A 24,022-nucleotide genomic window follows, 5' to 3' on the forward strand; every position below is an offset into this window, starting at 1 on the left:
CGGCAACGCGGGTCACGCCCCCCTCTGACAACTGTCGCGGCTTCCATGACGTCCGTCACCGCCGCCCCCGCGGGCCCGGTCCTGCCCACCGGCCCGCGCCTAACGTCGAGGCTGCGCCCCGGAGTCCGTCTGCGGGCGACGACCCCACGACGTCCCACCACCACGCCGGGAGGCACACAGTGACACGAGCCGAGGGACCGCGGTGACCGCCGCGGTGGCCGTCGAAGGCCTGCAGAAGCGGTACGGCGACCACGAGGCCGTGCGCGGCGTCGACTTCAGCGTCGCCGAGGGCGAGATCTTCGCCCTGCTCGGGCCGAACGGCGCGGGCAAGACCACCACGCTGGAGATCCTGGAGGGCTTCCGGGAGCGCGACGGCGGGCGGGTCGAGGTCCTCGGCCGCGACCCCGGCGTCAAGGCCGACGGCCACTGGCTGCGCGGCCAGGTCGGCCTCGTCCTCCAGGACATCGCCGTCGAGCCCTATCTGTCGGTACGGGAGACCGTGGCCCGCAACGCCGGCTACTACCCGGACCCGCGCGACGTCGACGAACTGCTCGACCTCGTCGGCCTGAACGAGAAGAAGAGCGCCAAGGTCAAGGACCTGTCGGGCGGCCAGAAGCGCCGGCTCGACCTGGCGCTCGGTGTCGTCGGCCGGCCCAGGCTGCTGTTCCTGGACGAGCCGACCACCGGCTTCGACCCGAACGCGCGCCGCGGCGCCTGGGACGTCGTGCGCAATCTGCGCGACGACGGCACCACCATCGTCCTCACCACCCACTACATGGACGAGGCGCAGGCGCTGGCCGACTCCGTCGTGGTCATCGCCGAGGGCCGGATCGTCGCCTCGGGCACCCCGGACACCCTCGGCGGCCGCGACAGCGCCCAGACCCGGATCCGCTTCGCGCTCCCGACGGGCGCCGCGCTCGCCGACGTACCCCTGCCGGTGAGCGATGTCGAGGACGGCCTCGTGACGGCCGAGACGACCGAGCCGACGGCCGCGCTGCACCGGCTGACCGGCTGGGCGCTCGACCGGGGCACGCCGCTCGACCGGCTGACCGTGGAGCAGCCCACGCTTGAAGACGTCTACCTGAGCCTGACCAGCGAGTACGTGCAGCAGGAAGCCTCCTCGCCGTCGTCCGGGCGGGAACGCAAGGCGCCCGCCGGACGAGGCCGCCGACCCGGACGGAGCCGCTCATGACCACCCTGATCCCCCCGACCGCCGAGACCACCGCCCCGGCGGTCCCGGCGCCCCGCGCGGACGCCCCGCGCGAGCGGAACCCGCTGGCCCTGCTCGGCCATCAGATCCGTTACGAGCAGCTGTCGTTCTGGCGCAACCCGCAGTCGATGGTCTTCACCTTCGTGCTGCCGATCGTCATCATCGGCATCTTCGGCGCCGTGTTCAGCGGCAGCGAGGGCCAGGACTTCTTCTTCGGTCTGACCGGCATGCAGTACTACACACCGGTGATCGCGGCCGTGTCCGTACTCGGCGCCTGCTACGGCCAGTTGGCGATCGTGCTGGCGATGCGCCGGCAGACCGGGGTCCTGAAGCGGCTGCACGCCACGCCGCTGCCCGCCTGGGTCTACTTCGCCGGTCTGCTCGTGCACTGCGTCGTCGTCAGCATCGTCGACGTCGCGCTCGTCTTCGGCATCGGCGCGCTCTACGGCGTCGACCTGCCCACCCACTGGGGCGCGGTCCTGCTGACGCTCGTCCTCGGCGCGGCGAGCTTCTGCGCGCTCGGGGTCGGCGTGGCCTCGCTGATCAAGAACTCGGAGGCGGCCCCGGCCGTCGTGCAGTTCATCCAGTTCCCGCTGGTCTTCATCTCGGGCAGCTACTTCCCGATCCACGCGGAGCTCCTCAACACCATCGCGGGTCTGCTGCCCGTGAAGCCGTTCAACGACGCCATGCTGGCGCTCTTCACCCAGGACGCCGGCTTCCAGTGGCGCGACCTGGCGGTCCTCGCCGCCTGGGGTGTCATCGGCGCGCTGATCGCCGTCCGCAGCTTCCGCTGGGACCCGCGCCCCGAGTAGGGACCGGGCGCGCACCACGAAAAGGCCCGACCGGGAGACCGGCCGGGCCTTTCGTGATCCCCGTGGGGGGGCTGTGTCGGTCAGACGTTCCGCGGTACGGGGGTGTTCTCCGGTGCCGGGGTCGTCTCCGGTACGGGGGTGTTCTCCGGTACGGGGAAGGCGTGGGCCAGGACCGCGTAGGTGCGCAGTTCCTCCAGGAGGCTCAGGCCGAGCCGGTTGTGGAGCATGTGCGCGTGCGAGAAGAGGACCATGCCCGGGTGGGCCGGCGACTGCTCCCGGATCTCGTCCGCGTGGGCGGCGATCCTGGCGTGCCAGCCGGCGAAGGGGCCGTGGGAGCCCGGGTCGAGGGTCACCGCCCCCTCGACCCGGGAGATCGTGTCGAGCAGTGCGGCCGGGTGGCCGGCCTCGGCTGCCCAGGCGCGCCAGGCGCCGAGCCCGTGGGCGTAGTAGTACGCGCGTTCCGCCGGGTCGCCGAGGGCGGCGGCGACCGCGACGGTACCGCGCAGGGCGAGGGCGGCCCGCTGCCGCTCGTTGCCCACCTTGGGCAGGGCGGCGAGGACGAGGCTGCTGGACAGGGTGAAGAGGGACTCTGCCGCGGGCATGAGGGATCGGCCGCCGTAGCGGTCGTACTCCGGCTCGTAGACGGCCGGATGGACGCCGGGGGGCAGCAGGGCCTTCACGGAGGTGTTCTCGCCGGTCTCGCCCGCGGCGGCGAGCCGCTCGGCCCCGCTGCGGTAGGCGGCGGGGTCGAGCGGCTCCTCGCCCGGGGCGGGCGCGCCGGCGACGGCCAGGCGCTCGGTGAGGGCGGCCTCCACGCGCGCGCGTGCGGCGGTGTCGAGGTCGCCCACGCGGAGCCGGAGGTGCGGGCCGGACTGCCAGTAGCGGATGAAGAACCACGGGGTGCCGGGCTCTAGTTCGCGGATCGTGGGGCCGATGACATCGGTGACGACCCGGTCGTGTGCCGACCGGGCCGTCGTACCGAGGTGGAGGTGCCAGGCGGTCCAGTCGGCCGCCCGCGCCGCGGGTGGCGTGGGCGGGGCCGTGGCCGCCGTGGGGATCGGGGTCGGGGTCGGGGTCACGGGGGACGCTCCTTCAGAGTCTGAGGTCGAGCAGCGCGCCGCCGGTGTCCTGCGGTACTCCCACGACCACGGACAGGACGATCATCTCGTCGGGGTCCAGGCCGAGGACGCGCTGGGTGGGAATCTCCTTGAAGGCCCGCACGGGGCGGGCGAAGAGGCCGGAGGCGGCGGCGGACAGGCAGAGCCCGTGCGCGGCCCAGCCGGCGGCGTGCTGGACGGCACCCCAGCCGGCGGTCCCGAGGCGTTCGAAGAGCTCCCGGGTCCGTACGGAGAGGAACACGGTGAGCGGCGCGTCGCGGATGCCGCAGCCGTTGACGGGCGAGACGCCGTAGCCGTACTGCTCCTCGAGGCGCTCGGGCGCGGTCGGATCGGCGCGCAGGAGACGCGTGGCGCCGTCCCGGAGCCGGTGGACGCCGTCGGCGTGTCCTTCGACGCCCTGGACGACGGCGGTGACGGTCAACGCCTGGAAGGCGGCGGCGAGTTCGGCTCCGGGCGGCGGTACGGAGAGCCAGCGGGCCGCGCTGTCGAGTGCCTCGGCGGGCACGCTCCGGCGTCGGCCGCTCATCCCGTGCAGGGCGCGCGGCATGCGTCCGGAGTGGCGCCGCCAGAGCAGTTCCGCCCAGTCCGGCACGGTCGCGGATGGGCCGAGGCCGGCCGGGACGGCGGTGGTGAGCGGGGCGGGGGCGCCGCCGTATGTCTGCTCCCGGTTGACGCGGATCAGCTCGGCGAGGGCGGGGTCGGTGCGGGCGAGGTGGGCTGGCGGCGCGGGAACGGAGTCGGCCTCCCGGGCCGGCGTTCCCCCGCCGTCGTCCAGCTCCACGACGAACGGCAGAGACCACGCCCAGGCGTCGTCCAGGCCCAGGGCGGGCAGCAGCGCGTGGGCGTCCGGGCCCGGAAGCCGGAGCCGCGCGGGCACCTCGAAGAGTTCGAGCCCGAGGCTCAACGCCCTCAGCACGAAGCCGAGTTCGATGGCGATGAGCGAGCCGCGGAACCACTGGTAGGCGGGCGGCACGCTCGTGTACCGGCCGGTGAGCACGACGTTCCCGGCGGGGGCCGCCGGAGCGCCGGTGAGGGCGTGCCGGTCGGGTTCGAGCAGGCGCCACGGCATGCCCGCGCCCCCGTCCACGAAGGCGTGGACGGGGAAGAGGCAGCGCGGCGAGGCGTACGGCCGGTGGTCGTTGTAGGGGTTCTCGGGCTCTCTTCGCTGCGGCCCGAAGGCGGTGACGAGAGCGCGGCCGAGCCGGTCCCCGACCGGTTCGGCCGCGCCCCGGCCCCGGGCGCCGCCGGGTGGCGGCGCGGGGTAGGGCAGCGCCGCGAGCCGGTCGTGGGTGCCGAGCGGCAGGGCCCGGCGCGGGCCGCCCCCGCGCGGCGGCGGGGGCGGTACGTGCGTGTCGGGCGGCGGTTGCGGCACCCAGGTCCACGGGGGCGCCTCCGGCGCGTCGTCGCCGACCCCGTACGCGTACCAGAGGGGCTCGCGGGCGATGCTGTTGTCGCCCTCGGGGCCGGGCAGGTCGACCGGGCCGCGCCGGGGCGGAACCCCGGCGCCGGTGTCCGTCGCGCGCGGGGCCGTCGGGGCCGTCACGGGAACGGGTGGGGGTCGAGGGGGAACGCCCGGTGCTCCTGCCCGGTGCCGCGCAGGGCGGCGGTGAGCCGGGGCAGTCCGGCCAGCCGCTGCTGGGCGTGGCCGAAGCACATCGGGACGATGCCGGGGACGACCGCGCGGGCCACGTGGATGCCCGCGTCGGCGTGCTCGCGGCTGGTCTGGTCGACGAGCACGATCCGGTCGAGCCCGGCCCCGGCGAACAGTCCGCGGACGAAGTCCAGGGCGCCGCGCACGTCCCCGCCGGAGCCGCGCTCCATCCGGGCCGGCCAGTCGGGGAAGGCCTCGTCGAGCGTCACCCGGGGGCCGCCGAGCGCCGCGGTGGCGCGGGCGGCGGTCTCGGGCAGCGAGGAGAACCGGACGTGGTCCTCCAGCTCCTGGACCAGCCACGGGTCCTCGACCATCGGCTCGACGGTCTCGCGGGTCCAGTCGACCGGGTTGGTGACGAGCTGGGCGACCTCGCGCAGGGCGCCTCGGATCGCGGACTGCGGGTCGGCGCCGGAGCCGGCCGAGGAGAAGGTGGCGGGGAAGGGGTCGAGCCGGTTCACCGCGAGCACCCAGACGACCGGCAGGCCGATGTCCTGGGTGGCGACGAGCAGGTGCACGTCGAAGCCGCGCGACTCCATCAGCTCGATCATGGCGCGGCTGGTGGGGTCGGTGAGGGAGGAGTTCGGGATGGTCGGCAGGGGGGCCGCCCGGTGCCAGGAGAGCAGGAACGCGTCCCGCTCGGCCAGCTCGAACAGCGAGTGCAGGGCGGCCTCTTCGAGGTTGGCGCCGACGGCGCAGCCGCTGGACGACTCGTAGAAGTAGTGCTTGCGGCCGGGTGTCCCGGCGGCGCGGGCGGCCCTGCGGTCGCGGCGGTGGTTGTACTCGTACTGGTAGAAGGCGTGGTCGGCGGGGACGAGCAGGGCGCGCCCGTCGTCGAGGTCGTGGCCCCACACCCAGTCCATCGGGGTGTCCGCGTCGAACGGCGTGGCCCTGCTGGTCGGGTGGGCGAGCTGCTCGGCCGTGTACTGCCCGAGACCGGCCGGGTCGACGGCGTGCTCGGCGACCTCGGCGTACGAGCGGTGGGTGAGGACGGGGATGTCGTACGGGAAGCCCGCGAGGCGCTCGTACGCCTCCAGGATCGCCACGGGTCCGGTCTCGGCGAAGGTCCGGGCGCGGCCGTGGCCCATCGCCGGGGCGTCCGGGACCACGGCCATGCTCATCGCGAACGGGGCGCGGGACTCGCGCAGGAGCGCGCGGACGGGACCGAAGCGGTCGTCGACCAGGCGGTCCTGCAGCACCCCGCGCTCGACGAGCCGGCTGGCGGCGGTGCGGGTGCAGTCGTCCGGGAACGCGGGCCGGTCGGTCGGGGTGAGCGGCGGCGGGGTCTCCGTGCCGTCGAGCCGCTCGTACGCCGGTCCGCAGAGCGGGCAGTGGAAGCTGCGGGCGATCCGGTGCCGGCGCAGGCCGCGCGGCGAGACGGAGAAGAGTTCGCCGGGCCCGAGCGGCCGCCTCACCAGGTGCTCCAGGGTCGCCCGGAGCAGTTCGGGGAGGAGCGGCGCGCCCGGCCCGGGGGCGGTGGTCGCGTGCCGCAGGTCGCCGACGAGGGGGTGGTCGGGGACGGTGCGGTCGCGGACCTCGGCGCAGCCGGCGCAGCCGGCGTCGGTGCCGGGCCGCCAGAGCGGCCCCACGAGGACCTCGTCGCCCAGGAGGCGTACGGAGAGGTGGGCCCGGCCGGCGGCGACGGCCTCGTCGAACCGTGCCCGCTCCCAGTCGAGGTGCCAGCCGCGGTCGACCGCGACCGTTCCCTCGGGGAGGAGGTCCGCGAGGACGTCGAGCGCGGAGCGCCAGGCCTCGTCGGCGGGGTGGGCGTCGAGCCCGGGGCCCCGGGTGAGGGCCGGGGCGGGGACGGGGGTGAGCGTGTCAGTGGGCATCGTGGGCCTCCACGGGGCCGTACCAGAGGGGAAGCTCGCCGAGCACGGGGTCGTGGCGGAGGGCCTCGCCCCGGTACGTGGTGCCGGTGCGGGCGGCCAGTTGGATGCGGAGGGCGTCCAGGGCGGCCCGGTCGGCGAGGAGCAGGGCGTCGGTGGAGAGCGGGTCGACGGTGCCGGGGCCGTCCGCGGTCTGGGTGCGGGCGAGCGCGGTGCAGAGGGCGTTCCGGGCGGCTTCCGCCGCGTCGGCGCCCCAGGCGCGGCCGAGGGTGACGCCGTCGGCGGTCACCTCGGCGAGCCGCCAGTCGAGGCCGGGCACGCCGTGCAGCCGGAGCGCGGGTTCGTGCGGCAGGAGGGCGCGGAGTCCGGCGAGGATCCGCAGGCCCTCCGGGTCGAGACCCTCGCACGCCACGCCGCCCGCGGCCGCGGCGGGAGCGCCCGCCGGGAGGGCCGCGGGCGGCACGTGCGGGGTGGCGGTCTTCGCCGGCAGGGGTGCCGTCTCCTCGGCGAGCAGGCGCAGCGCGCCGTCGAGGAGCCAGTGTTCCCTCGTGAGCCCGGCCGCCGGGGTGGGAGCCCCGGGGATGAGGGCCCGCAGGGCCTGCAGGGTGGCCGCCACGGTGGCGGTCTCCTGATGGGCGGCCCAGGCGAGGACCGTGGTCGTGGGGCGGCCGGCGGCGCGGAGCTCGGCGGCGCGCAGGGCGAGCGGCATCTGGGGCAGGTCGGCGCCCTCGGTGAGGGCGAGCGGTCCGGTCCAGCGCGCGGTGAGCGGGGTCGCCGTCTCGCGTGCCTCGTCCGGTTCGGGCCGGGGGTCGGCGGGGGCGGCGCCGAGGGTGAACGTTCCCTCGGGGAGGGAGCCCGGTCGGCCGGTCGCGGCCGCCTGGTGGGCTCCCTCGACGGTGACCCGGTCGGAGACCAGGTCCGTCCCGTGCACGACATGGGCCTCGCCCGGGTCCGCCGTACCGGTGAGGGTGTCGATGAGGAGCTGCGCCCCGAGGGCGCCGGCGAGCGCGTCCGCCATGGGGCGGGGCGCGGGCGCGGTGGACTCGGCGGCGGCCCAGGCGCGGGCCCGGTCGTGGAACGCGGCCCGGACGGCCGGGTGTCCGGGGCCGGTGAGGGCGGGTCCGACGAGGGTGACGCCGGTGCCGCCGAGGAGGACGGGGACGACGAGCGGCGCGTCGAAGGACGGTGCCGGGCTCCCGTCGTCCTCGCGGACGTCGAGGACCGCGTCCGGGGTGGCGGCCGTCTCCTCCGCCCCGGTGAGGACGGTGCCGACCCCCGCCCTGCGCAGACCGCGGACGGCCGGTCCTGTCGCGGTCGCCGGGCCGGTGACCAGGACCGTCGCCGTACGGAGCCGGGCGAAGGCCCCGTACGGGTCGTCGAGGAGGCCTTCGAGGCGGGCGAGGGACTCGGCGTGCCGCTGCCGTACGTCGGCGGGCGGTTCGGGCGCGGTGTGCGCGGCCGGGTCGAGCAGCAGTCCGTTCTCGCGGAGCTTGTCGACGAGGAGGCGGACGGCGGGGCGGGCGCGTTCGGTGCCGATCTCGGCGACGAGGGCGTCCTCGTCGGTGCCGTCCTCCAGGAGCGGGACGCAGCCCTGGGCGACGGCGTGCAGGACCTCGGAGCCGCGCAGCACGAACCGGGCGCGGGCGCCGCTGAAGTAGACCCCGCCGGGGACGGGTGCGTAGTGCAGGTCGGGGCGCGTCCTGAGCGCCGCTGCGGGCTTCGTCATCGCTCCTCCCCCTCGGTCGTCGGGTGGTAGGTGAAGCGGCCGCCGGCGGTCCGGCCGACCTCGACGACCCACTCGGTGGCGTGGGTGCCGTCGACGACGCCGGGCAGCGCCTCCTCCAGGTAGCTGCCGCCGGTGTCGGCGCCGCGGCGCTCCAGCATCCGGGGCAGGACGCGGGCGCCGAGCGCGCTGCTCAGGTCCACGTACTGGGGCTTCTGCTGGAGGCGCTTGGACTGGATGTCGGGGGCGCCGACGGAGAGCGGGCCCTCGTCCTCGGGGACGGTCTTGATGACGACCTCCTCGGGCACGCCGTACTTGGCGCGCCAGGCGTTGAGGGCGAGGAGCCGCTCGTGCTCCTCGGGCCCGGCGGCCAGGGCGGTGCCCAGCTCCTCTCCCCCGTACCAGCGGCGGCGTCCGATGAGGACGTCGCCGACGGCCATCCGGGGCGCGACGCGGGTGGTGGCCCGGTCCCAGGGGGTGGCCGCGTGCCAGCTGTTGGGGAGGGCGTTGAAGAGGCGGCCGCTGATGGCGAGGCCGGAGGCGACGGAGAGCGGCGGCGGGAAGAGGCCGGGGTGGCCGGTGCCGAGCGGCAGGACCCGCAGCGGGGCGCCCTCGGCGTCCTCGACGCGCAGGGAGTCGGTCTCGGGGTCGTGGGCGAGCCGCAGTCCGAACCAGTCGTCGGGGGTGAGGCCGCCGGGCAGGATCGGCGTGTGGGCGTTGACGTTGAGTCGGTGCAGGCCCAGGTCCTCGGTGACCCGGGCGCCGTCGTAGCCGTACACCCGGCGCACGTGGTCGGCGAGGCGGGGCAGCGCGCGGCCGCCGAGGCGCCGGTCGGCCTCCAGGAAGCGGGCGTAGAGCATGCCGTGGCCGGGCAGGCCGTCGTTGAGGACGAGGTGGCCGTCGCCGCGCTGGAGCAGGATGCCGTAGATCAGCGGGTCGCGGCGGAAGCGTTCCGGCAGGTCGCCGGTGAGGCCGGCGACCTGCTCCGGGCTGATGCGGAGGGTGTCGTCGCCGCGCTCGACGGCCTGGCCGATGAGGGCGTGGAGCGCCTCGGTGACCTCGCGGCGCAGCTCGTAGATGCGTTCGAGGGAGCCGTCGGCGGGGCCGATGCCCTTGAGCGCGGTCGGGTCGCCGGGGCCGTCGGGGCCGTACACGGCGGCCATGGCGGCGGCGCGGCTCGAGACCTCGCCGACGACGAAGGGGGCGTTGGCGGCGAGGGGGACGTTGGCCCCGGGGCCGAAGCGCTCGACGAACGCGGCGGTCATGAGGACGCGCACGTCGTGCAGCCAGTCGAAGACGGTGAGGAGTTCGACGGCCGGGCCGAGGTCCTTCAGCGACTCCTTCCAGGGTTCCGTGGCCACCTTGAGCGGCGGCATCACGTAGTCCTCCTCGACCGTGACGTGGGCGGGGCGGCCCGCAGCGTGGCTGAGTTCGCCGAGGGCGCCGCGCAGCTCTGCGAGCGCGTCGCCGCGTTCGGCGGCCGGCGCGGCGGTGAAGGCGGGCATGCCGGCTTTCACACGGTCGGTGAGCCGCTTGGTCACCGGGCGGGGGTCTTCCGGGGTGAGCAGGACGTCGTAGTCGGTGGAGCCGTCCTCGGCCTCGTGGAAGGTGCAGAGGAGGCCCTGTGCGACGGCGCCGCGGACCTTCTGGTCGGCGTCCTCGGCGGCGATGCCGGAGCGTTCGGCGACATGGGCGACGACGGACGGGAAGGGGCGGGGGCCCATGGAGACCGCGTCGAGGAGGTCTCCGGCGGGGCCGTCGAGGGAGACGGCGGCGCGGCGCATCCCCTCGGGGGCCGGCTTGAGGAAGAACAGCTTCCCGGCCGCCGGGTCGGGCGCGGAGGTCGGCGGAAGGCCGATCCACAGGTCCTCGATCGCCCGGTCGGCGGGGTCGGGCAGTCCGCCGAGCACGTAGTTGAGCATCACGCGGTCGAGTCCGGGGAAGGCGGTCGCGCCGCCGAAGCCCGCCTCGTCGGGTCCGGGGCCGGCCGGGTCGGGCTCGGCGATGCCGACGGCCGTGAACCGGGCGAGCGGGCTCGTACGGACCATGGCGCGGGTGACGTACTGGATGAGGCCGCGCTCGGACTTGCGGGACTTCGACGGCACCCTGCCGGGGGCCCGGACGGCGGCGCGGTAGCGCTCGGCCTCCTGGTGGACCTCGGGTGCGACGAGGGCGAGCGAGCGCAGCAGGTCGGCGTCGCCGAGGAGTTCGGCGAGGACTCCGCGTTCCCGCTCGGCGGCGTCGGGGTAGCCGGCGACGAGCTCCGCGCGGATCCGTTCGCGCTCCTCGCGGGCTTCGAGCCACGCGCCGATCGCGGGGGTGGCGGGCTCCGGCGCCCTCTTCGGGGCCTTGCCGCTGTTCACGGCGCGGCGCAGGGCGATCAGTTCGCGCCGTTCGGCGTCGTCCGTCGCGGCGCCGATCCGCTCGTACAGCTCGGCGGAGGCGGCGGCGGAGGCCTCGGCGAGGGTCTGCTCGGCGGCGGTGACGAGGACGAGCTGCCGGCGCAGTCCGGCGTCGGCGAGCCGGGCCCGGCGCAGCGGGTTGACCCGCAGGAACCAGAGGGGCTCGGGGGCGGGCGCCGGGTGCGCGGCCGCCGGGGCGAGCACGGGCGCGGCCGTCGGCGCGGTGGTCCGGTCGGGAGCCGGTGCGGTCACCGGCCCGGGCGGCGTGTCCCCGCGCGGGTCCGTGGGGATGCCGATCACGGGGGCGGTCATCGGAGGGCTCCCTCGGGGGCGGTGCCCGGAGCGGCGCTCGGGGCGGGGGCGGCGGAACTCGTGTTCCCGGCAGGGGTGTTCGCGGCGAGGCGCGCGCGCCAGGAGACGCCGAGGACCTCGTCGACCGTCTCGGCGACGGCGAAGCAGGTGTAGTAGCGCTGCATCGGGGAGACGGTGAGCAGCGGCAGCTGCTCGTAGAAGAGGTTCGTGAGGAGGCGGAAGGAGGCGAACCACGGGGACGGGGCCGAAGTCACGCCGGCCTCGCCGACGGTCCGGTGGAAGTCGCTGTCGGGCTGCTCGCCCTGCGGGACGACGGTGGTGGCCCCGGGCGGCCCCATCTCGGAGCGGTCGAGCCCGGCGGTGGCGCCGTCGAGCAGGTCGAGCGTGAGGGTGCCGGCGGCGACCGCGCTCTCCAGCGCCCCGGCGCCGTAGGCGAGTCCGGTGCGCCAGGCGGCGGCGGTGGCGGAGACCTCGCCGCTCAGCCGCTGCTCGACGACCCGGCGGAGCACGGGCGCGTCCTTGGCGAGGCGCTGCTGGAAGACGGGGCGCACGTCCTTGGTGGGCGCGGCCCAGGCGAGGAAGGCCTCGACGTGGGAGCGGGGCGAGAAGACGCCGTATCCGAGGCCGAGGGTGTGGGTGTCGGCGAGCGCGACGAAGGCCTCGGCGAGCCGGAGCGTGCCGGAGCCGGGCTCGCCGGCGAGGTCGTCGATGGTCCGCAGGAGCGCGGGGGTCAGGGCCCCGTGCACCACGGTGCGGAAGCGGTCGAGGCGCGGGTCGCGGGCGGCGGCTGCGGAGGGTCCGCCGTCCTGCCCGCCGTCCCGGCCGCCGGGCTCGATCCGCTCGACGGCGCCGTGCTCGCGCAGCGGCAGGTAGGGCGGCTGGACGGCCTCCAGGCGGCCGAACTCGCGGGCCTGGTCGAGGTAGGTCTCCTCGGTGAGGGCCCGGGGCGGGTCGAGCGGGCCGGCGTCCAGGGCCCGGGCGACGCCCTCCCAGTCGGGCCCGCCGCCCGGGACGCCGGAGGCGTCGCGGGCGAGGATGTCGACGTGCGGCCCGTGGAGCCACCCGCGGCGCAGCTGGACGGCGGGAGCGCCCGCCTCGTTCAGCGCGCGGGCGACCGGTACGACGTACCGGGCGAGCCAGGCCGGTGTGACCGGCATCCGTGTGTGCAGCCGCACTCCCGTCAGGCCGTCGGAATCCGGCTTCACGGCAGTGCGCTCCAGCGCATCAACCCCCATGCTTTCGCACCTTCCGAGAATTCGAGAACAACGTCCTGGACTTTCTTTCGCTTCCGACCGCAATCATGTGCCGGGGAATTGAGCGGCGATAGGGGAAAGGGATCCGGACTGACATGTGTCACCCTTTCCGTGACGCTCGGGCCATGGGTTCGTTCGAGACGGGTCCGAGTCGGACTGGCTGAAAATAGACAACGCGGTCGGATCATCGCGGAGCGCCGTTGTAAGGTCCGCGCCATGACTACGGAAACCACCGACGCCGAGTGCCTGGCACTCACGCGTAATCTGCGCCGTCGCGGCGCGATCGTCCTCGCCGTCTTCGCCCTCGTATGGGCCTTCGCGGGCGGTTCGGGAATAGCGGCGGTGCCCGTGTCCGTCGCGGTCGGCGTCGTCGCCGCCGTCGTGACCGCCGGCGCGGTGGTGTTCGCCTTCCGGGGCACCGCGGGTCCGGTGACCCGCCTGGTCCGCCTGCCGGAGAAGTGGAACCGGGGGGTCGGCCTGGTCAACATGGCCGAGCTGGTGGCGATCTTCGCGGTGATCGCGGCGTCGAACGCCTCGGGCCACCCCGAGTTCATCCCGGTCGGGATCTGCCTGGTCGTGGGCCTGCACTTCTTCCCGCTCGCCCGCCTCTTCGACCAGGGGCAGTACAAGTGGACCGCGATCTTCCTGACCGCGGTCGCCCTGGTGGGGCTCGTCGTCCTGGCGGCCGGCACCACTGCGGAAACGATCCGCACGGTGGTGGGCCTGGGCGCGGCGACCGTGCTCTGGGCCTCGTCCTTCCACGTGGCCCTGCGCGGCTGACGGCCCGTCTCCTCACCGACACCGAAACGCACGCGAGGATGCGCCACCCGGCCGGGGCCGGGCGGTCGCATCCTTCGTGCGTCGTGCGTTCAGCCTCGGTTACCCGGTCAGCAGGCCGAGCAGGTGGAGGAGGACGACGACGAGGTGCCGATCGAGCCGCTGGAGGCACCCATCTCCGGGAGGGCCACGCCCTGGGCGACCTCAAGGGTCTCCAGCTCCGCGACGTCGAAGTTGTCGAAGGCCGCGTCGTCGCCGTTCTTGATGTCGTCGATGCTCATGGTGTGTTTCCTTTCAGCGTTTCGGTTGGGGGATGTTCAGCAGGCGGAGCAGGTGGAGGAGCTGGAGGACGAGGTGCCGATCGAGCCGCTGGAGGCACCCATCTCCGGGAGGGCCACGCCCTGGGCGACCTCGAGGGTCTCCAGCTCGTCGACGTCGAAGTTCTCGAACGCCTTGTCCGCGTCCTGGCCCTGCTTGATGTCGTCGATGCTCATTCTGAATTCCTTTCCGAATTCTTCTCGGCAACCGTTCGGCTGCAACACCAATAATGCTGACCGACCATCCCCTGCACCAGCCTTTCCGAGCTCCGCCTGACGTTTATCACGCCCGGAATAACCGGCGTCACGCCGCAAGGGCTCAGGGGTTCTCGGGAAGGGACCACTCGGGGCTGTTGAGCATCCGCCACCCTTCCCCCGGCTCACCTGCGACGGAGTCGTCCGGACGCCGGCTGCCGAGCAGGAAGTCGCCCACCGAGGACTCCTGGAGGTAGTCCAGGCCGAGCACCCGCGCGGACATGTCGGCGTCCCCGTTGCCCAGCGCGCACGGGGCGAGACCGAGGGCCGTCGCGACCAGGTACATCGTCTGGTAGAGCACGCCCGTGTGCCGGAGCGTGGTCGCGTAGGCGATGGCCCGGTACTTCCACGACATGCGCTGGAAGCGGGCCGTGACGGTGACGAGGACGTCGGGGCGCGCCTCCATGCCGGTGGCCCGGGAGGCCACGTGGAAGAGGGACTCGCGGTCGGCCTCCTCCTCGTTCCGCAGCACGAGCCGGTGGCCGACGGGGTCGTAGTAGTAGATGCCGGGTGCCAGGCCCTCGCAGCGCCGCACGGTGACGTAGAGCTCCAGCTCGTATCCCTGGCCGCCGCTCGGGTAGGGGCGGGACACGACCTCGTCGCGGTCGCTGCCGGGCTCCGGCGTGTAGTGGGCGCGCACGCGGGCGACGCGGTAGAGGAACTCGCCGAGCTGGCGCGCGGTCATCTCCTGGTCGCCGTAACCGCGGATGGACCGCCGGGTCTCGATCGCCGTGGTGAGGGACGGGTCGTGCGCGGCGATCTCCTCCCGGGTCGGCCGGTGGAGGGGCACGGAGGGGCCCTCGGGGACGGGGCGTACGGCCGGCCGGGGCTCGATGGCGCCCCGGTGGGGGTAGACGGCGCCGAACACGTCGTCGTACCGGCCGGAGCGGATGCGCGAGTGGAAGAGCAGGTCGTGGAAGTCCCACTGGCGCAGGACGGGTTCGCCGTCCGAGGCGAAGACCCCTTCTCCGTCTGCGAGTTCGGCGAATCCGGCACCGACGAGGTGGCCGAGGACATCGGCGGTGCCGGCCTCGTCGAGACCTGCGTCCGCGCCGAGGCGGGCGGGGGTGCCCGGCTCACCGAGCGCGGCGGCCAGGGTCCGGGCGGCGGGGTCGGTGAGCACCGCCCGGAACTTGACCAGCGGCGACTCCAGGACGAGCGCGCCCTCGCGGCTGCGGCAGAAGGCGAAGCGGGAGAGCCGTACGGTCGCGTCGGCGGGGACGAGGACCGGCGCATGGGCGGCGTCACGCGCCACCGGCTCCAGCCGGAGCAGCTCGCGGCTCCCGCCCCGGGCCAGGACGGCGTGGGCCACCAGGTGCCGGGCGCGGTCGAGGACCCGCTCGAACTGGACGCGTTCGGCGGGGCGGAGTCCCTCGTACAACTCCTCGGCGGGCAGGGGTCCTTCGGCGAGCCGCTCCAGGGCGGTCCGGACGCCGTCCCGGACGGGCCGGAGGGCGAGCGAGGTGGCGGGCCCGGCGAGGGTGGCGACGTCGCCGTCGCCCGAGGCGAAGAAGACGCGCACCCCTCCGGTGAACGCCGGGACGGCGAGGGCGGGTTCGAGGGGGCGCGGGCCGGTGTCCGCTGGTGTCTGCGTGGTCTGCACGGTGCCTCCGTGGGCGCGAGGATGACGGTCCGGCGCCGGGGCCGTGCGGCCCCGGAGGCCGGCGGACGGGAAGGCGCCGTACGCAGGGCAGACGCCGGGCACCACTCTCGCGCGGGGAACCGGACCCCGATCGGCGCCCGCCGGGATCGGTGACATTTCCCGGGCAGGCCGTGACGGAGGGCATTCCGCGCCGTGACTCCCGTCATCCCGGAGTGCCTGATTCCCGTGACCACCGGCGGAAATGACCGAGGTCATCGATCGCGTGACACATGCAAGAACCGGCGCGAACACGCTCGGAGTTCCGGCCGTTCGCGCCCATGCTCGGAGAGCGAATTCACCACCGTTCCGAAGCACCGCTCGAAGCACGGCCCGAAGCCCCGCTCGAAGCACCGCTCGGAGCACCGCCCGAAAGGACCGCCGAAGACCCGCCCGAAAGCACCGCCCGAAGCCCCGCTCGAAGCACCACCCGAAAGCACCGCACGAATCGCCCTTCCGAACCACCGTTCCGGAAAACCGTCACGTTAGGAATCCGCTGTGTTCTCTCGCCGCAACGCGATACGACTCGGACTCACCGCCGGTGCCGTCGGCGCTGTCGGCGCGGCCGGCGGGGTGTTCCAGAGCCTCACCTCCGGTACGCAGGCGGTGGCCGCCGAGCCGCCCGCCGGCCCGCCCGCGGTCACCCCGTTCACCGTGCCGCTGCCCCGGCCCCGCGTCCTCGCCCCGTACCGGCGCACCCGGTCGGCCGACTACTACGCGGTCACCATGCGCAGGGCGCGGGTCGAGATCCTGCCCGGGCTGCGGACCGAGGTCCTGACGTACAACGGCACCTTCCCCGGCCCCACCATCCGGGCCCGCAGCGGGCGCACGGCCGTCGTGAAGCAGATCAACGCCCTCTCCGCGCCGACCTCGGTCCATCTGCACGGCGGGAACAACCCGCAGGACCAGGACGGCGGGATGATGGACCTGATCCAGCCGGGCCGGTCGAAGACCTACGTCTACGCCAACCGTCAGGTGGGCGCCACGCTGTGGACCCACGACCACGCCCACCACATGGAGTCCGAGCACGTCTACCGGGGCCTCTCCGGGCTCTACCTCCTCGGCGACGAGGCCGAGGACGCGCTCGGACTGCCCTCGGGGCCCTACGAGGTGCCGCTGATCCTCCGGGACGCGCACTTCGACGCGGCGGGGCAGATGCTCTACACGATGGACGACGCGCTCAACCGCACGACCATCCTGGTCAACGGGGCCCCGTGGCCGTACATGAAGGTGAAGGCCCGCAAGTACCGCTTCCGGATGGTCAACTCCTGCAACCTGCGCATCTTCGTGATGGCGCTCTCCGACGGCAGCCCCATCATCCACGTCGGCTCCGACGGCGGGCTGCTGCCGGCGCCGGCGCCCTCGCCGGTGATCGTCCTCTCCCCCGGCGAGCGCGCCGACTTCGTCGTCGACTTCTCGCGGTACGCGCCCGGCACCCAGGTCACCCTGGCGAACATGCTGGGCCCCGGGCCGACCGAGCTCGTCGGGCAGATCATGCGCTTCGACGTCGAGGAGAAGGTGACCGACACCAGCCGGGTCCCGGACGTCCTGACCACCCTCCCGCCGCTGCCCACGCCGACCGTGGAGCGCAGCTTCGAGCTGCGGATGGACGAGCCGGGCACGGGCCACCTCGCGTACATCAACGAGAAGACCTTCGAGCACGGCAGGATCGACACCGAGATCGCCTGGGGCTCCACCGAGGTGTGGACGGTCAAGAACACCAGCACGACCGTCCCGCACAACTTCCACACCCACCTGGTGCAGTTCCGGATCCTCGAACGGGACGGAATGCCGGTCTATCCGGCGGAGGCGGGACTCAAGGACACCGTCCTCCTCTTCCCGGGGCAGACCGCGAAACTCCAGCTGACCTTCGACACACACCGCGGGGTCTTTCCCTATCACTGCCACATGATCGACCACAGCGCCATGGGAATGATGGCGCAGATGCGCATCTCCTGAATTCTTCCGCACCACTGAACTCCTCGTTCCGGAAAGGAGGAACCATGTACGTACGCCGCATTCTCGACGCACTCGGAAAGGACCCGGGGCGCGTGGTGATCCACCGCCCCGACGAGGCCGTCACCGCGGGCCGGCTCGCCGGCTCGGTGCGGGCCACCACGGCCCTGCTGCACTCCCGCGGCGTCCGCCCCGGTGACACCGTCGCCGTGCTGACCGGCCCCAACCGGCCGGTGATGCTCGGCGCGCGGTACGCCGTCCATCTCCTGGGCGCCACCTCCGTGTACGTACGGTCGATGAACCCGCGTACCGACACGGAGACCTTCTCGGTCGCCACCCAGGCCCGACTCCTGGAGGACCTGGGGGTGTCGGTGCTGCTCGTCGACGACGAGAGCGCCGAACGCGGCGACTGGCTCACCCGCCGCGTCCCGGCCGTGACCGCGCTGACCATCCCCTGGGGGGCGGCGGCCGGATCCACCGAACCGCTGCCGGCGCGACTCCCCGAGCCGCGCCCGGACGACCTCGCGACCGTCGAGTTCACCAGCGGGAGCACCGGCCGGCCGAAGATGGTCGCCCAGCGGTACGACACACGTGAGGAGCTCGTCAGCCGTCTCGCCCATGGCCTCGATCCCCGGGGACCCGCGACGCTGCTGTCCGTCACGCCGATCAGCCACACGACCGCGCCGATGGCCGACGCGGTGCTCGCGAGCGGCGGACGGGTCGTGCTGCACGACGAGTTCGACGCGGGCCACGTCCTGGACGCCTTCGAGCGGCACGGGGTCACCGACGTCTACCTCGCCGTCCCCCACCTCTACCGGCTCCTGGACCATCCGGCCGCCCCGCGCACCGACCTGTCGTCGCTGCGCCGCATCACCTACAGCGGCACCCCGGCCGCGCCGGCGCGGGTGGCGCGGGCCGTCGAGCTCTTCGGCGACGTGCTCATCCAGGTGTACGGGACGACGGAGGCGGGCGGCATCAGCAGCCTCAACCCGCTGGACCACCGCGAGCCGGAGCTGCTCGGCTCGGCGGGCCGCCCCTTCCCCTGGGTGCGGGTGGAGATCCGCGGCCCCAGCGGCGGCCCCCAGGTGGAGCGGGGGGTGTCGGGCGAGATCTGGATCAGCTCGCCGACGGTCACGGCCGGCTACCTCGGCGACGAGGAACGCACCGGGACCGTCTTCCGCGACGGCTGGCTGTGCACCGGCGACCTGGGGCACTGGGACCGGTACGGCTACCTCCGGCTCGACGGCCGGGTGGGCGACGTGATCAAGCACGGCGGGCTCAAGCTGGACCCGGCGGCCATCGAGGAGGCGCTGATGCGCCATCCGCAGGTGCGCCAGGCCACGGTGTTCGGAGTGCGGGACCGCGACTGGGTGGAGCAGGTGCACGCGGCCGTCGAGCTGTACTCGGGCGCCGGGCAGACCTCCTGCGACCTGCGGGGATACGTGGCCGCGGCGCTGACTCCGGAGCACACTCCGGTACGCGTCTCGGTCTGGCCGCAGCTGCCGCTCACGCCCTCGGGCAAACCGGACCGCGCCTATCTGCGCTCCGTCTCGCCACCGGACCCCGCCCCGCGCGCCGGCGGGCCGGCCCTCAGCTCCCCGCGCGGAGCCACCGCGCGGGACGACCCCGTCCGCGTGAGCGGCGCGGGTCACCAGCCCGATCACGCCTCCTCGCGAACCAGAAAGGGCGTCCCATGACCGGTTTCGGCCACTTCGCCCGGTCGCTGCGGCTACGGCGGCTCTACCGCCACAGCACGGCCGGCCTGATGATCACCCCTCTCGACCACTCGATCCACGACGGTCCCGTGGTGCCGAAGGGCACCACGCTCGACCAGCTCGCCGCCCGGATCGCGGCCGGCGGCGCCGACGCCGTCGTCGTGCACAAGGGCAGCGTCCGGCACATCAGCCCGGAGCGGTTCGCCGCGATGTCGCTGATCATCCACCTCAACGCGAGCACCAGCCAGGCGCTCGACCCCAACGCCAAGTACGTCGTCGCCGGCGTCGAGGAGGCCCTGCGCCTCGGCGCGGACGCCGTCAGCGTCCACGTCAACCTCGGCTCCGACGACGAGCGGCAGCAGATCGGCGACCTCGGCAGGATCGCCGACGCCTGCGACCGCTGGAACCTGCCGCTGCTCGCGATGGTGTACCCGCGCGGGCCGCGGATCAGCGACCCCCGGGACCCGGCGGTCGTCGCGCACGCCGTGACGATCGCCGCGGACCTGGGCGCGGACCTGGTCAAGACCGTCTTCCTCGGATCCACGGCGGAGATGCTCGACCTGACCGCGGCCTGCCCGGTGCCGGTGCTCGTCGCCGGCGGACCCGCCCTGGAGAAGGAGGAGGACGTCCTGGCGTACGTCAGGGACGCCATCGCCGGAGGGGCGGGCGGGGTGGCCATGGGCCGCAACATCTTCCAGGCCAAGGACCCGCGCGCGCTGGCGGCCAAGGTCGCCAGGATCGTGCACCACTTCCCCGAACAGCACTTCACCACCGGCCCGTTCAGCGAGTCGGGCGGCCGGGAGCGGCTTCACAGCGAACGCCTCACCCCCGACCACCTCGACGGCACACCGCTCGACGACCCGCACCACGACGACACCCACCTCGACGGCCCGTCGCTCGACGGCTCGTCTCTCGACCATCTGACAGGAGGTCCGCATCATGACGGACGCCAAACTGTGCTGGCTTGACATCCGTGAGGCCGGCGCCGCCACCGCCGCCGTCCTCGAGGAGGCCGTGCACCAGAAGATCGACGGCATCGTCGCCGCCGACCCGGCCGTCTTCGCCGGTCTGCCGCCCACCGTCCGCAAGGTCCTGCTCTTCGAGGACGGCGGCGCCACCGTGCCCGCCGACCTGGGCGAGGCCGACGTCGTGATCGTCCCCGGCCCGAAGGACGGCCGGGCCGAGCTCGAAGCGGCCCACCCGGGCGTCCAGTTCGGGCGGTACGTGGAGATCGTCGACGCCGACACCCTGGAGGACGCCTGCCTGGCGGCGCGGCTCGAGGCGTGGAGCGTCCTCGACTTCCGCGACCCGACGAAGATCCCGCTGGAGATCGTCATCGCGGCCGCCTCGGGCGCGCCCGGTTCCATCGTGACGACGGCCGCCGACACCGAGGAGGCCGAGATCCTCTACGGCGTCCTGGAGCACGGCTCGGACGGTGTCCTGATGCGGGGCCGTACGGTCGGCGACGCGACGGCCCTGCGGACCGCGGCGACCGCGCACGGCGGGGAGATCTCCCTGGTCGAGCTGGAGGTCACGGCCACCACGCACATCGGCATGGGCGAGCGTGCCTGCGTCGACACCACGACCCACTTCCGCAAGGACGAGGGCATCCTGGTGGGCTCCCACTCCAAGGGCATGGTCCTGTGCGTCAGCGAGACCCACCCGCTGCCGTACATGCCGACCCGTCCGTTCCGCGTCAACGCGGGTGCCCTGCACTCGTACACCGTGGGGCAGAACGGCCGCACCCACTACCTGAGCGAGCTGCACGCCGGCAGTTCCGTCCTGGCGGTCGACGTCGACGGCCGTACGCGGCCCGTCAGCGTCGGCCGGGTGAAGATCGAGACCCGTCCGCTCATCTCCATCGACGCGGTCGCGCCCAGCGGTCAGACGGTCAACCTGATCCTCCAGGACGACTGGCACGTGCGGGTCCTCGGTCCCGGCGCCTCGGTACTCAACAGCACCGAACTCAAGCCGGGCGACCGCATCCTGGGTCACCTTCCGACGGCCGACCGCCATGTCGGCTACCCGATCAACGAGTTCTGCCTGGAGAAGTAGGAGCGCACGGAGCGCCCTGCTCCACCATGTCGTGAAGCCCCGCCCCGGCACGCCTCGTGCCGGGGCCGGCGCACGTCCGGACTCCTCCGCCGTCCTCACAGCAGCCCGCACTCCGCCGCGATGCGCGCCGCGTCGAACCGGTTGCGCCCGCCGAGCTTCTTGATCGCCGCCGAGGTGAGGTTCCGTACCGTCCCCGCCGCGAGGTAGAGCTCGCCCGCGATCTCCTTGACGGTCGCCCCGCCCGCGGTCAGCCGCAGGACGTCGGTCTCCCGGACGCTGAGCACCGTCTCCCCCGCCGTCGGCGTCCGCAGCAGTCCCGGGTCGACGGTGAGACAGCCCCCGGCGACTCCCACGAGGGTGGTGATCAGCTGCGGCAGCCGGGCCGTCTTCGGGACGACTCCGAGTGCTCCGGCGGCCACCGCCCGGTCCACCACGGACGGGGTGGCGGAACCGACCATCAACGCCACTCCGCAGCTCGGATGGTGCGAACGCACCTCCGTGGCGGCGTGCAGGGCCTTGCCTCCCATGGTGCTCTCGCCGAGCAGGAGCACCGTGGGCCGGTGCCGCTGGACGGCCGGGAGCACCGCCTCGAAGGTCGTGGCGAGCCCCACGACGTCCAGGCCGTTGGTGCCGTTCAGGGTCTCGGCGAAGGCCTCCAGGACCAGTTGGTGGTCACCGGCCACGACGACGCGAATGGACATCTCTCTCCCCGTGGTGACTTCTGTGGTGCCTTCTGTGTGGTGTGTGCGGTGGTAAGTGCGGTGCGGTGTGTCTCAGCGGCTGGTCGCCCCAGCCGCGTCCGCGGCCAGGCCGTCGACGACGGAGCGGAGCCAGCTGCGGTCGCCGGCCGTCGTCGTGGCCGGGCCGGCGGCGTCGCCCGGGGTGTGCTCGATGTGCCGGGCGCCGGGCGGCAGCGCGGCCGCGAGGGCGGCCGACACGGCGCGGAAGGCGCGCGGCAGTTCACCAGGAGCGTCCGGCGCCGGCAGCACGACGACGGCGGCGTTCACCGGGCCCGCGTCGGCGGCGATCTGGCCGGGCAGCCGGCCCGCCTCGCCCGGATCGCGGATGTCGATGCGGTACGGCAGGGCCAGCAGACCCGCGTCGTTGAGCGCCTTGCAGAGGAAGGCCGCGTTGGTGGCGGCGTCGTCGCCGCGGTCCGGGTGACCGGCGCCGACGACGGCGACGATCGCCCCCGCGGCGCTCAGCCGGGTCGCGAGCTCCCGGCCGACGCCCGTGGTGGCGTCGACGACGAGGACGACGAGACCGTCGAGCCGCGGCGGGGAGGAACCGGTCTGGAGCACGTGACGTCCCTTTCGAGGAGATCGTCGAACGGGTAGCGTGATGATCGTGTGAATGGGGTGAATCGGGTCGCTCGGGCGATGGAGCGCGGAATCCGGTTCAGATCTCCGTCCCGAACGCCCCCGGGGCGGTACGACCATTGGGGGACACCGTGGACGAGGTCTCGTCGCTCGACCAACACACGCTGGGCGTGTACCGCGCGATCCTGTTCCACAAGGAGCACGATCCCGAGCGCCTGGCGAAACTGCTGAGCTGCACGACGGAACAGGTGGACGAGGCGCTCGACCTGCTGACGCGGCTCTCCCTGCTCGCGCCGTCCCGGGACAGTCCGGGCCGGATGCGCGCGGTGAACCCGTCGCTCGGTCTGAAGGTGCTGCTCCAGCGGGAGGAGCGCGAACTCGCCTCGCGCCAGCAGCGGATCGAGCAGAACCGTGCCGCCCTCGCCGCCCTCGCGGCCGAGTACACGGCCTCGGGCCGCTCGGGCGGTCTCGACGGGGCGGAGCACCTCGACAACGTCGACGACATCCGTACCCGCCTGGAGGCGCTCGCCGAGTCCTGTACGCGGGAGTCGCTCGCCTTCCATCCCGGCAGGGCCCTCACGGAGGAGTCCGTCGAGGCCGGCCGGCCGCTGAACGAGCGGGCGATGGAGCGGGGCGTCCGCTTCCGGACCATCTATCTGGACAGCGTCGCGGGCGACCGGGTCACCCGGGCGCACGCCCAGTGGATGGCGGAGCACGGCAGCGAGATCCGTACCTCGCCGACGCTGCCCATGCGGCTGCTCATCGTGGACACGGCGGCGGCGGTGGTCGCCGGTCTGCCCGGTCAGGCCCAGCCGTCCGCGCTGCTCTTCAGCAGCCAGCCGGTGGTCCTGGCCATGCGCGCCCTGTTCGAGGCCTACTGGGAGCACGCCTCCCCGCTGAACGGCCCGGGGGACGCCCTGCCGGGCGGACTCACCCCGCAGGAGCGCAAGCTGCTCCAGCTTCTGGCGAGCGGTCTCACCGACGAGGCCGTGGCGCGGGCACTGGGCATCGGGGTGCGGACGGAGCGGCGGATCGTGGCCGACCTGATGGAGCGGCTGGGTGCGTCGAGCCGGTTCGAGGCGGGGGTGCAGGCGACCCGCCGGGAGTGGATCTGAGGCCCGGAGCGGAGCCGGAGCGGCGCGGCGGCCGTGGCGGCGGTCGTGATGAGCATGGTGGTCAGTCCCTGGGGGCGGTCGGCCAGACGAAGTCGTCCGGGATGTCGATGACGCAGGGCAGGCCGGGGAGCGTCGGGACGCAGGGGAAGTCCGGCATCTGCGGGTGCGGCGGCGTCGGCCAGACGAAGTCGTCACCGCGCTGGGCGACCGTGTTCGGGGCGGTGGGGGCGGCCTCGGCCGGGGAGGCGATCACCAGTCCGCCGAGGACGGCGGCGGCGACGGCGGCGAGGACACTGCTTGCGCGGCGGGAGCGACAGGACATGTGGGTCTCCGTTTCCTGGTGCGGATGCGGTACGAGTGCGGCGTACGTGCGTGTCAGGAGGTCCTTGGCGGCCGGTGGCTTTTCAGCCGTCCCGGCCGCACACCTAGAGGAAATCACCGCGGGGCCCTGGCTGTCCGCTTCCGGACAGGCCAGGAAGCTGCCTGGCAATGAGCTGCCTCACCACCTGTGGGAAAGCAGGGGGGCGGGCTCGGGGCGGGCCCCTTGGTTCCGGCCAAAAGGCCAGG

General features: G+C 74.0%; 20 protein-coding genes. 8 read left to right on the top strand and 12 right to left on the bottom strand.

All coding sequences use genetic code 11. The annotated features are described in order from the left end of the window. The first annotated feature begins 202 nt into the window (after nucleotides 1-202). Both ACIP84_RS23945 and ACIP84_RS23950 read left to right on the top strand, forming a co-directional pair. Nucleotides 203-1,192, top strand: a complete 990-nt coding sequence (locus ACIP84_RS23945) for an ABC transporter ATP-binding protein (protein WP_355969977.1) — start codon at nucleotides 203-205, stop codon at nucleotides 1,190-1,192. Beyond that, entirely contained in the window at nucleotides 1,189-2,022 is an 834-nt protein-coding gene (locus ACIP84_RS23950) for an ABC transporter permease (protein ID WP_355969979.1), read from the top strand. The genes ACIP84_RS23945 and ACIP84_RS23950 overlap by 4 nt, the downstream gene beginning before the upstream one ends. Nucleotides 2,023-2,102: 80 nt before the next feature. On the opposite strand, the gene ACIP84_RS23955 is transcribed toward ACIP84_RS23950, so the two are convergent. The 6 genes from ACIP84_RS23955 to ACIP84_RS23980 are packed head-to-tail and all read right to left on the bottom strand — an operon-like array spanning nucleotide 2,103 to nucleotide 12,289. Then, complete coding sequence (locus ACIP84_RS23955) at nucleotides 2,103-3,101, bottom strand: thiopeptide-type bacteriocin biosynthesis protein (RefSeq protein WP_401800123.1); 999 nt, start codon at nucleotides 3,099-3,101, stop codon at nucleotides 2,103-2,105. A gap of 13 nt (nucleotides 3,102-3,114) precedes the next feature. Next, complete coding sequence (locus ACIP84_RS23960) at nucleotides 3,115-4,683, bottom strand: nitroreductase family protein (RefSeq protein ID WP_401800125.1); 1,569 nt, start codon at nucleotides 4,681-4,683, stop codon at nucleotides 3,115-3,117. Then, nucleotides 4,680-6,620 carry a TOMM precursor leader peptide-binding protein gene (locus ACIP84_RS23965; RefSeq protein ID WP_401800127.1) on the bottom strand — a complete coding sequence of 647 codons (1,941 nt, stop codon included), beginning with the start codon at nucleotides 6,618-6,620 and terminating at the stop codon, nucleotides 4,680-4,682. Before ACIP84_RS23965 ends, ACIP84_RS23960 begins: the two co-directional genes overlap by 4 nt. Next, nucleotides 6,610-8,343 (bottom strand): hypothetical protein, encoded by a 1,734-nt coding sequence (locus ACIP84_RS23970; protein ID WP_401800129.1) that lies wholly within the window; start codon nucleotides 8,341-8,343, stop codon nucleotides 6,610-6,612. Before ACIP84_RS23970 ends, ACIP84_RS23965 begins: the two co-directional genes overlap by 11 nt. After that, the gene (locus tag ACIP84_RS23975; RefSeq protein ID WP_401800130.1) at nucleotides 8,340-11,054 is read right to left on the bottom strand and encodes a hypothetical protein; all 2,715 of its coding nucleotides are present in this window, start codon (nucleotides 11,052-11,054) and stop codon (nucleotides 8,340-8,342) included. Before ACIP84_RS23975 ends, ACIP84_RS23970 begins: the two co-directional genes overlap by 4 nt. After that, nucleotides 11,051-12,289, bottom strand: coding sequence for a hypothetical protein (locus ACIP84_RS23980; RefSeq protein WP_401800131.1), 1,239 nt, complete (start codon nucleotides 12,287-12,289; stop codon nucleotides 11,051-11,053). Before ACIP84_RS23980 ends, ACIP84_RS23975 begins: the two co-directional genes overlap by 4 nt. Nucleotides 12,290-12,523: 234 nt before the next feature. Between ACIP84_RS23980 and ACIP84_RS23985 the strand changes: the two genes are divergently transcribed. Continuing rightward, nucleotides 12,524-13,087, top strand: coding sequence for a DUF7010 family protein (locus ACIP84_RS23985; RefSeq protein WP_401800134.1), 564 nt, complete (start codon nucleotides 12,524-12,526; stop codon nucleotides 13,085-13,087). 107 nt (nucleotides 13,088-13,194) lie between these two features. Here ACIP84_RS23985 and ACIP84_RS23990 read toward each other — a convergent pair whose 3' ends face one another. The 3 genes from ACIP84_RS23990 to ACIP84_RS24000 form a co-directional block, all read right to left on the bottom strand. Then, on the bottom strand, nucleotides 13,195-13,365 hold the full coding sequence (locus ACIP84_RS23990; protein ID WP_015036315.1) for a thiazolylpeptide-type bacteriocin: 171 nt from the start codon (nucleotides 13,363-13,365) through the stop codon (nucleotides 13,195-13,197). A gap of 36 nt (nucleotides 13,366-13,401) precedes the next feature. Next, nucleotides 13,402-13,578, bottom strand: a complete 177-nt coding sequence (locus ACIP84_RS23995; protein ID WP_073912617.1) for a thiazolylpeptide-type bacteriocin — start codon at nucleotides 13,576-13,578, stop codon at nucleotides 13,402-13,404. 142 nt (nucleotides 13,579-13,720) lie between these two features. Beyond that, nucleotides 13,721-15,259: a SagB family peptide dehydrogenase gene (locus ACIP84_RS24000; RefSeq protein WP_401800137.1), complete on the bottom strand. Its 1,539-nt coding sequence runs from the start codon at nucleotides 15,257-15,259 to the stop codon at nucleotides 13,721-13,723. 534 nt (nucleotides 15,260-15,793) lie between these two features. Between ACIP84_RS24000 and ACIP84_RS24005 the strand changes: the two genes are divergently transcribed. From ACIP84_RS24005 to ACIP84_RS24020, 4 genes are read left to right on the top strand one after another with little or no spacing between them, the layout of a single operon-like run. After that, complete coding sequence (locus tag ACIP84_RS24005) at nucleotides 15,794-17,254, top strand: multicopper oxidase family protein (RefSeq protein ID WP_355957845.1); 1,461 nt, start codon at nucleotides 15,794-15,796, stop codon at nucleotides 17,252-17,254. Between the two features lie 44 nt (nucleotides 17,255-17,298). Beyond that, nucleotides 17,299-18,948 (top strand): class I adenylate-forming enzyme family protein, encoded by a 1,650-nt coding sequence (locus ACIP84_RS24010; RefSeq protein ID WP_401800139.1) that lies wholly within the window; start codon nucleotides 17,299-17,301, stop codon nucleotides 18,946-18,948. After that, nucleotides 18,945-19,934 carry a 2-amino-3,7-dideoxy-D-threo-hept-6-ulosonate synthase gene (locus tag ACIP84_RS24015; RefSeq protein WP_187623149.1) on the top strand — a complete coding sequence of 330 codons (990 nt, stop codon included), beginning with the start codon at nucleotides 18,945-18,947 and terminating at the stop codon, nucleotides 19,932-19,934. Before ACIP84_RS24010 ends, ACIP84_RS24015 begins: the two co-directional genes overlap by 4 nt. Further along, on the top strand, nucleotides 19,906-21,021 hold the full coding sequence (locus ACIP84_RS24020) for a 3-dehydroquinate synthase II family protein (RefSeq protein ID WP_355957838.1): 1,116 nt from the start codon (nucleotides 19,906-19,908) through the stop codon (nucleotides 21,019-21,021). Before ACIP84_RS24015 ends, ACIP84_RS24020 begins: the two co-directional genes overlap by 29 nt. 95 nt (nucleotides 21,022-21,116) lie before the next feature. Here the strand turns inward: ACIP84_RS24020 and ACIP84_RS24025 are convergent, their stop codons facing one another. Both ACIP84_RS24025 and ACIP84_RS24030 read right to left on the bottom strand, forming a co-directional pair. After that, entirely contained in the window at nucleotides 21,117-21,722 is a 606-nt protein-coding gene (locus ACIP84_RS24025) for a response regulator transcription factor (protein ID WP_030320420.1), read from the bottom strand. Nucleotides 21,723-21,794: 72 nt separating this feature from the next. Further along, nucleotides 21,795-22,322 (bottom strand): hypothetical protein, encoded by a 528-nt coding sequence (locus ACIP84_RS24030; RefSeq protein ID WP_401800142.1) that lies wholly within the window; start codon nucleotides 22,320-22,322, stop codon nucleotides 21,795-21,797. 149 nt (nucleotides 22,323-22,471) lie between these two features. Between ACIP84_RS24030 and ACIP84_RS24035 the strand changes: the two genes are divergently transcribed. Further along, nucleotides 22,472-23,455 (top strand): helix-turn-helix transcriptional regulator, encoded by a 984-nt coding sequence (locus ACIP84_RS24035; protein WP_355957833.1) that lies wholly within the window; start codon nucleotides 22,472-22,474, stop codon nucleotides 23,453-23,455. A gap of 61 nt (nucleotides 23,456-23,516) precedes the next feature. Here the strand turns inward: ACIP84_RS24035 and ACIP84_RS24040 are convergent, their stop codons facing one another. Beyond that, a complete protein-coding gene (locus ACIP84_RS24040; RefSeq protein WP_355957831.1) occupies nucleotides 23,517-23,777 on the bottom strand; it encodes a hypothetical protein in 261 nt (86 codons plus the stop codon). Between the last annotated feature and the right edge of the window lie 245 nt (nucleotides 23,778-24,022).

Origin of the sequence: Streptomyces sp. NPDC088707 (genome assembly GCF_044752725.1) — a bacterium.
Lineage (GTDB): Bacteria > Actinomycetota > Actinomycetes > Streptomycetales > Streptomycetaceae > Streptomyces.

What these genes read in the sequence shown, in the direction of transcription:
- ACIP84_RS23950 (WP_355969979.1), top strand. Translation starts at nt 1,189, where the DNA reads ATGACCACCCTGATCCCCCCGACCGCCGAGACCACCGCCCCGGCGGTC.
- ACIP84_RS23965 (WP_401800127.1), bottom strand. Translation starts at nt 6,620, where the DNA reads ATGCCCACTGACACGCTCACCCCCGTCCCCGCCCCGGCCCTCACCCGG.
- ACIP84_RS23970 (WP_401800129.1), bottom strand. Translation starts at nt 8,343, where the DNA reads ATGACGAAGCCCGCAGCGGCGCTCAGGACGCGCCCCGACCTGCACTAC.
- ACIP84_RS23975 (WP_401800130.1), bottom strand. Translation starts at nt 11,054, where the DNA reads ATGACCGCCCCCGTGATCGGCATCCCCACGGACCCGCGCGGGGACACG.
- ACIP84_RS23980 (WP_401800131.1), bottom strand. Translation starts at nt 12,289, where the DNA reads ATGGGGGTTGATGCGCTGGAGCGCACTGCCGTGAAGCCGGATTCCGAC.
- ACIP84_RS23985 (WP_401800134.1), top strand. Translation starts at nt 12,524, where the DNA reads ATGACTACGGAAACCACCGACGCCGAGTGCCTGGCACTCACGCGTAAT.
- ACIP84_RS23990 (WP_015036315.1), bottom strand. Translation starts at nt 13,365, where the DNA reads ATGAGCATCGACGACATCAAGAACGGCGACGACGCGGCCTTCGACAAC.
- ACIP84_RS23995 (WP_073912617.1), bottom strand. Translation starts at nt 13,578, where the DNA reads ATGAGCATCGACGACATCAAGCAGGGCCAGGACGCGGACAAGGCGTTC.
- ACIP84_RS24010 (WP_401800139.1), top strand. Translation starts at nt 17,299, where the DNA reads ATGTACGTACGCCGCATTCTCGACGCACTCGGAAAGGACCCGGGGCGC.
- ACIP84_RS24015 (WP_187623149.1), top strand. Translation starts at nt 18,945, where the DNA reads ATGACCGGTTTCGGCCACTTCGCCCGGTCGCTGCGGCTACGGCGGCTC.
- ACIP84_RS24020 (WP_355957838.1), top strand. Translation starts at nt 19,906, where the DNA reads ATGACGGACGCCAAACTGTGCTGGCTTGACATCCGTGAGGCCGGCGCC.
- ACIP84_RS24025 (WP_030320420.1), bottom strand. Translation starts at nt 21,722, where the DNA reads ATGTCCATTCGCGTCGTCGTGGCCGGTGACCACCAACTGGTCCTGGAG.
- ACIP84_RS24040 (WP_355957831.1), bottom strand. Translation starts at nt 23,777, where the DNA reads ATGTCCTGTCGCTCCCGCCGCGCAAGCAGTGTCCTCGCCGCCGTCGCC.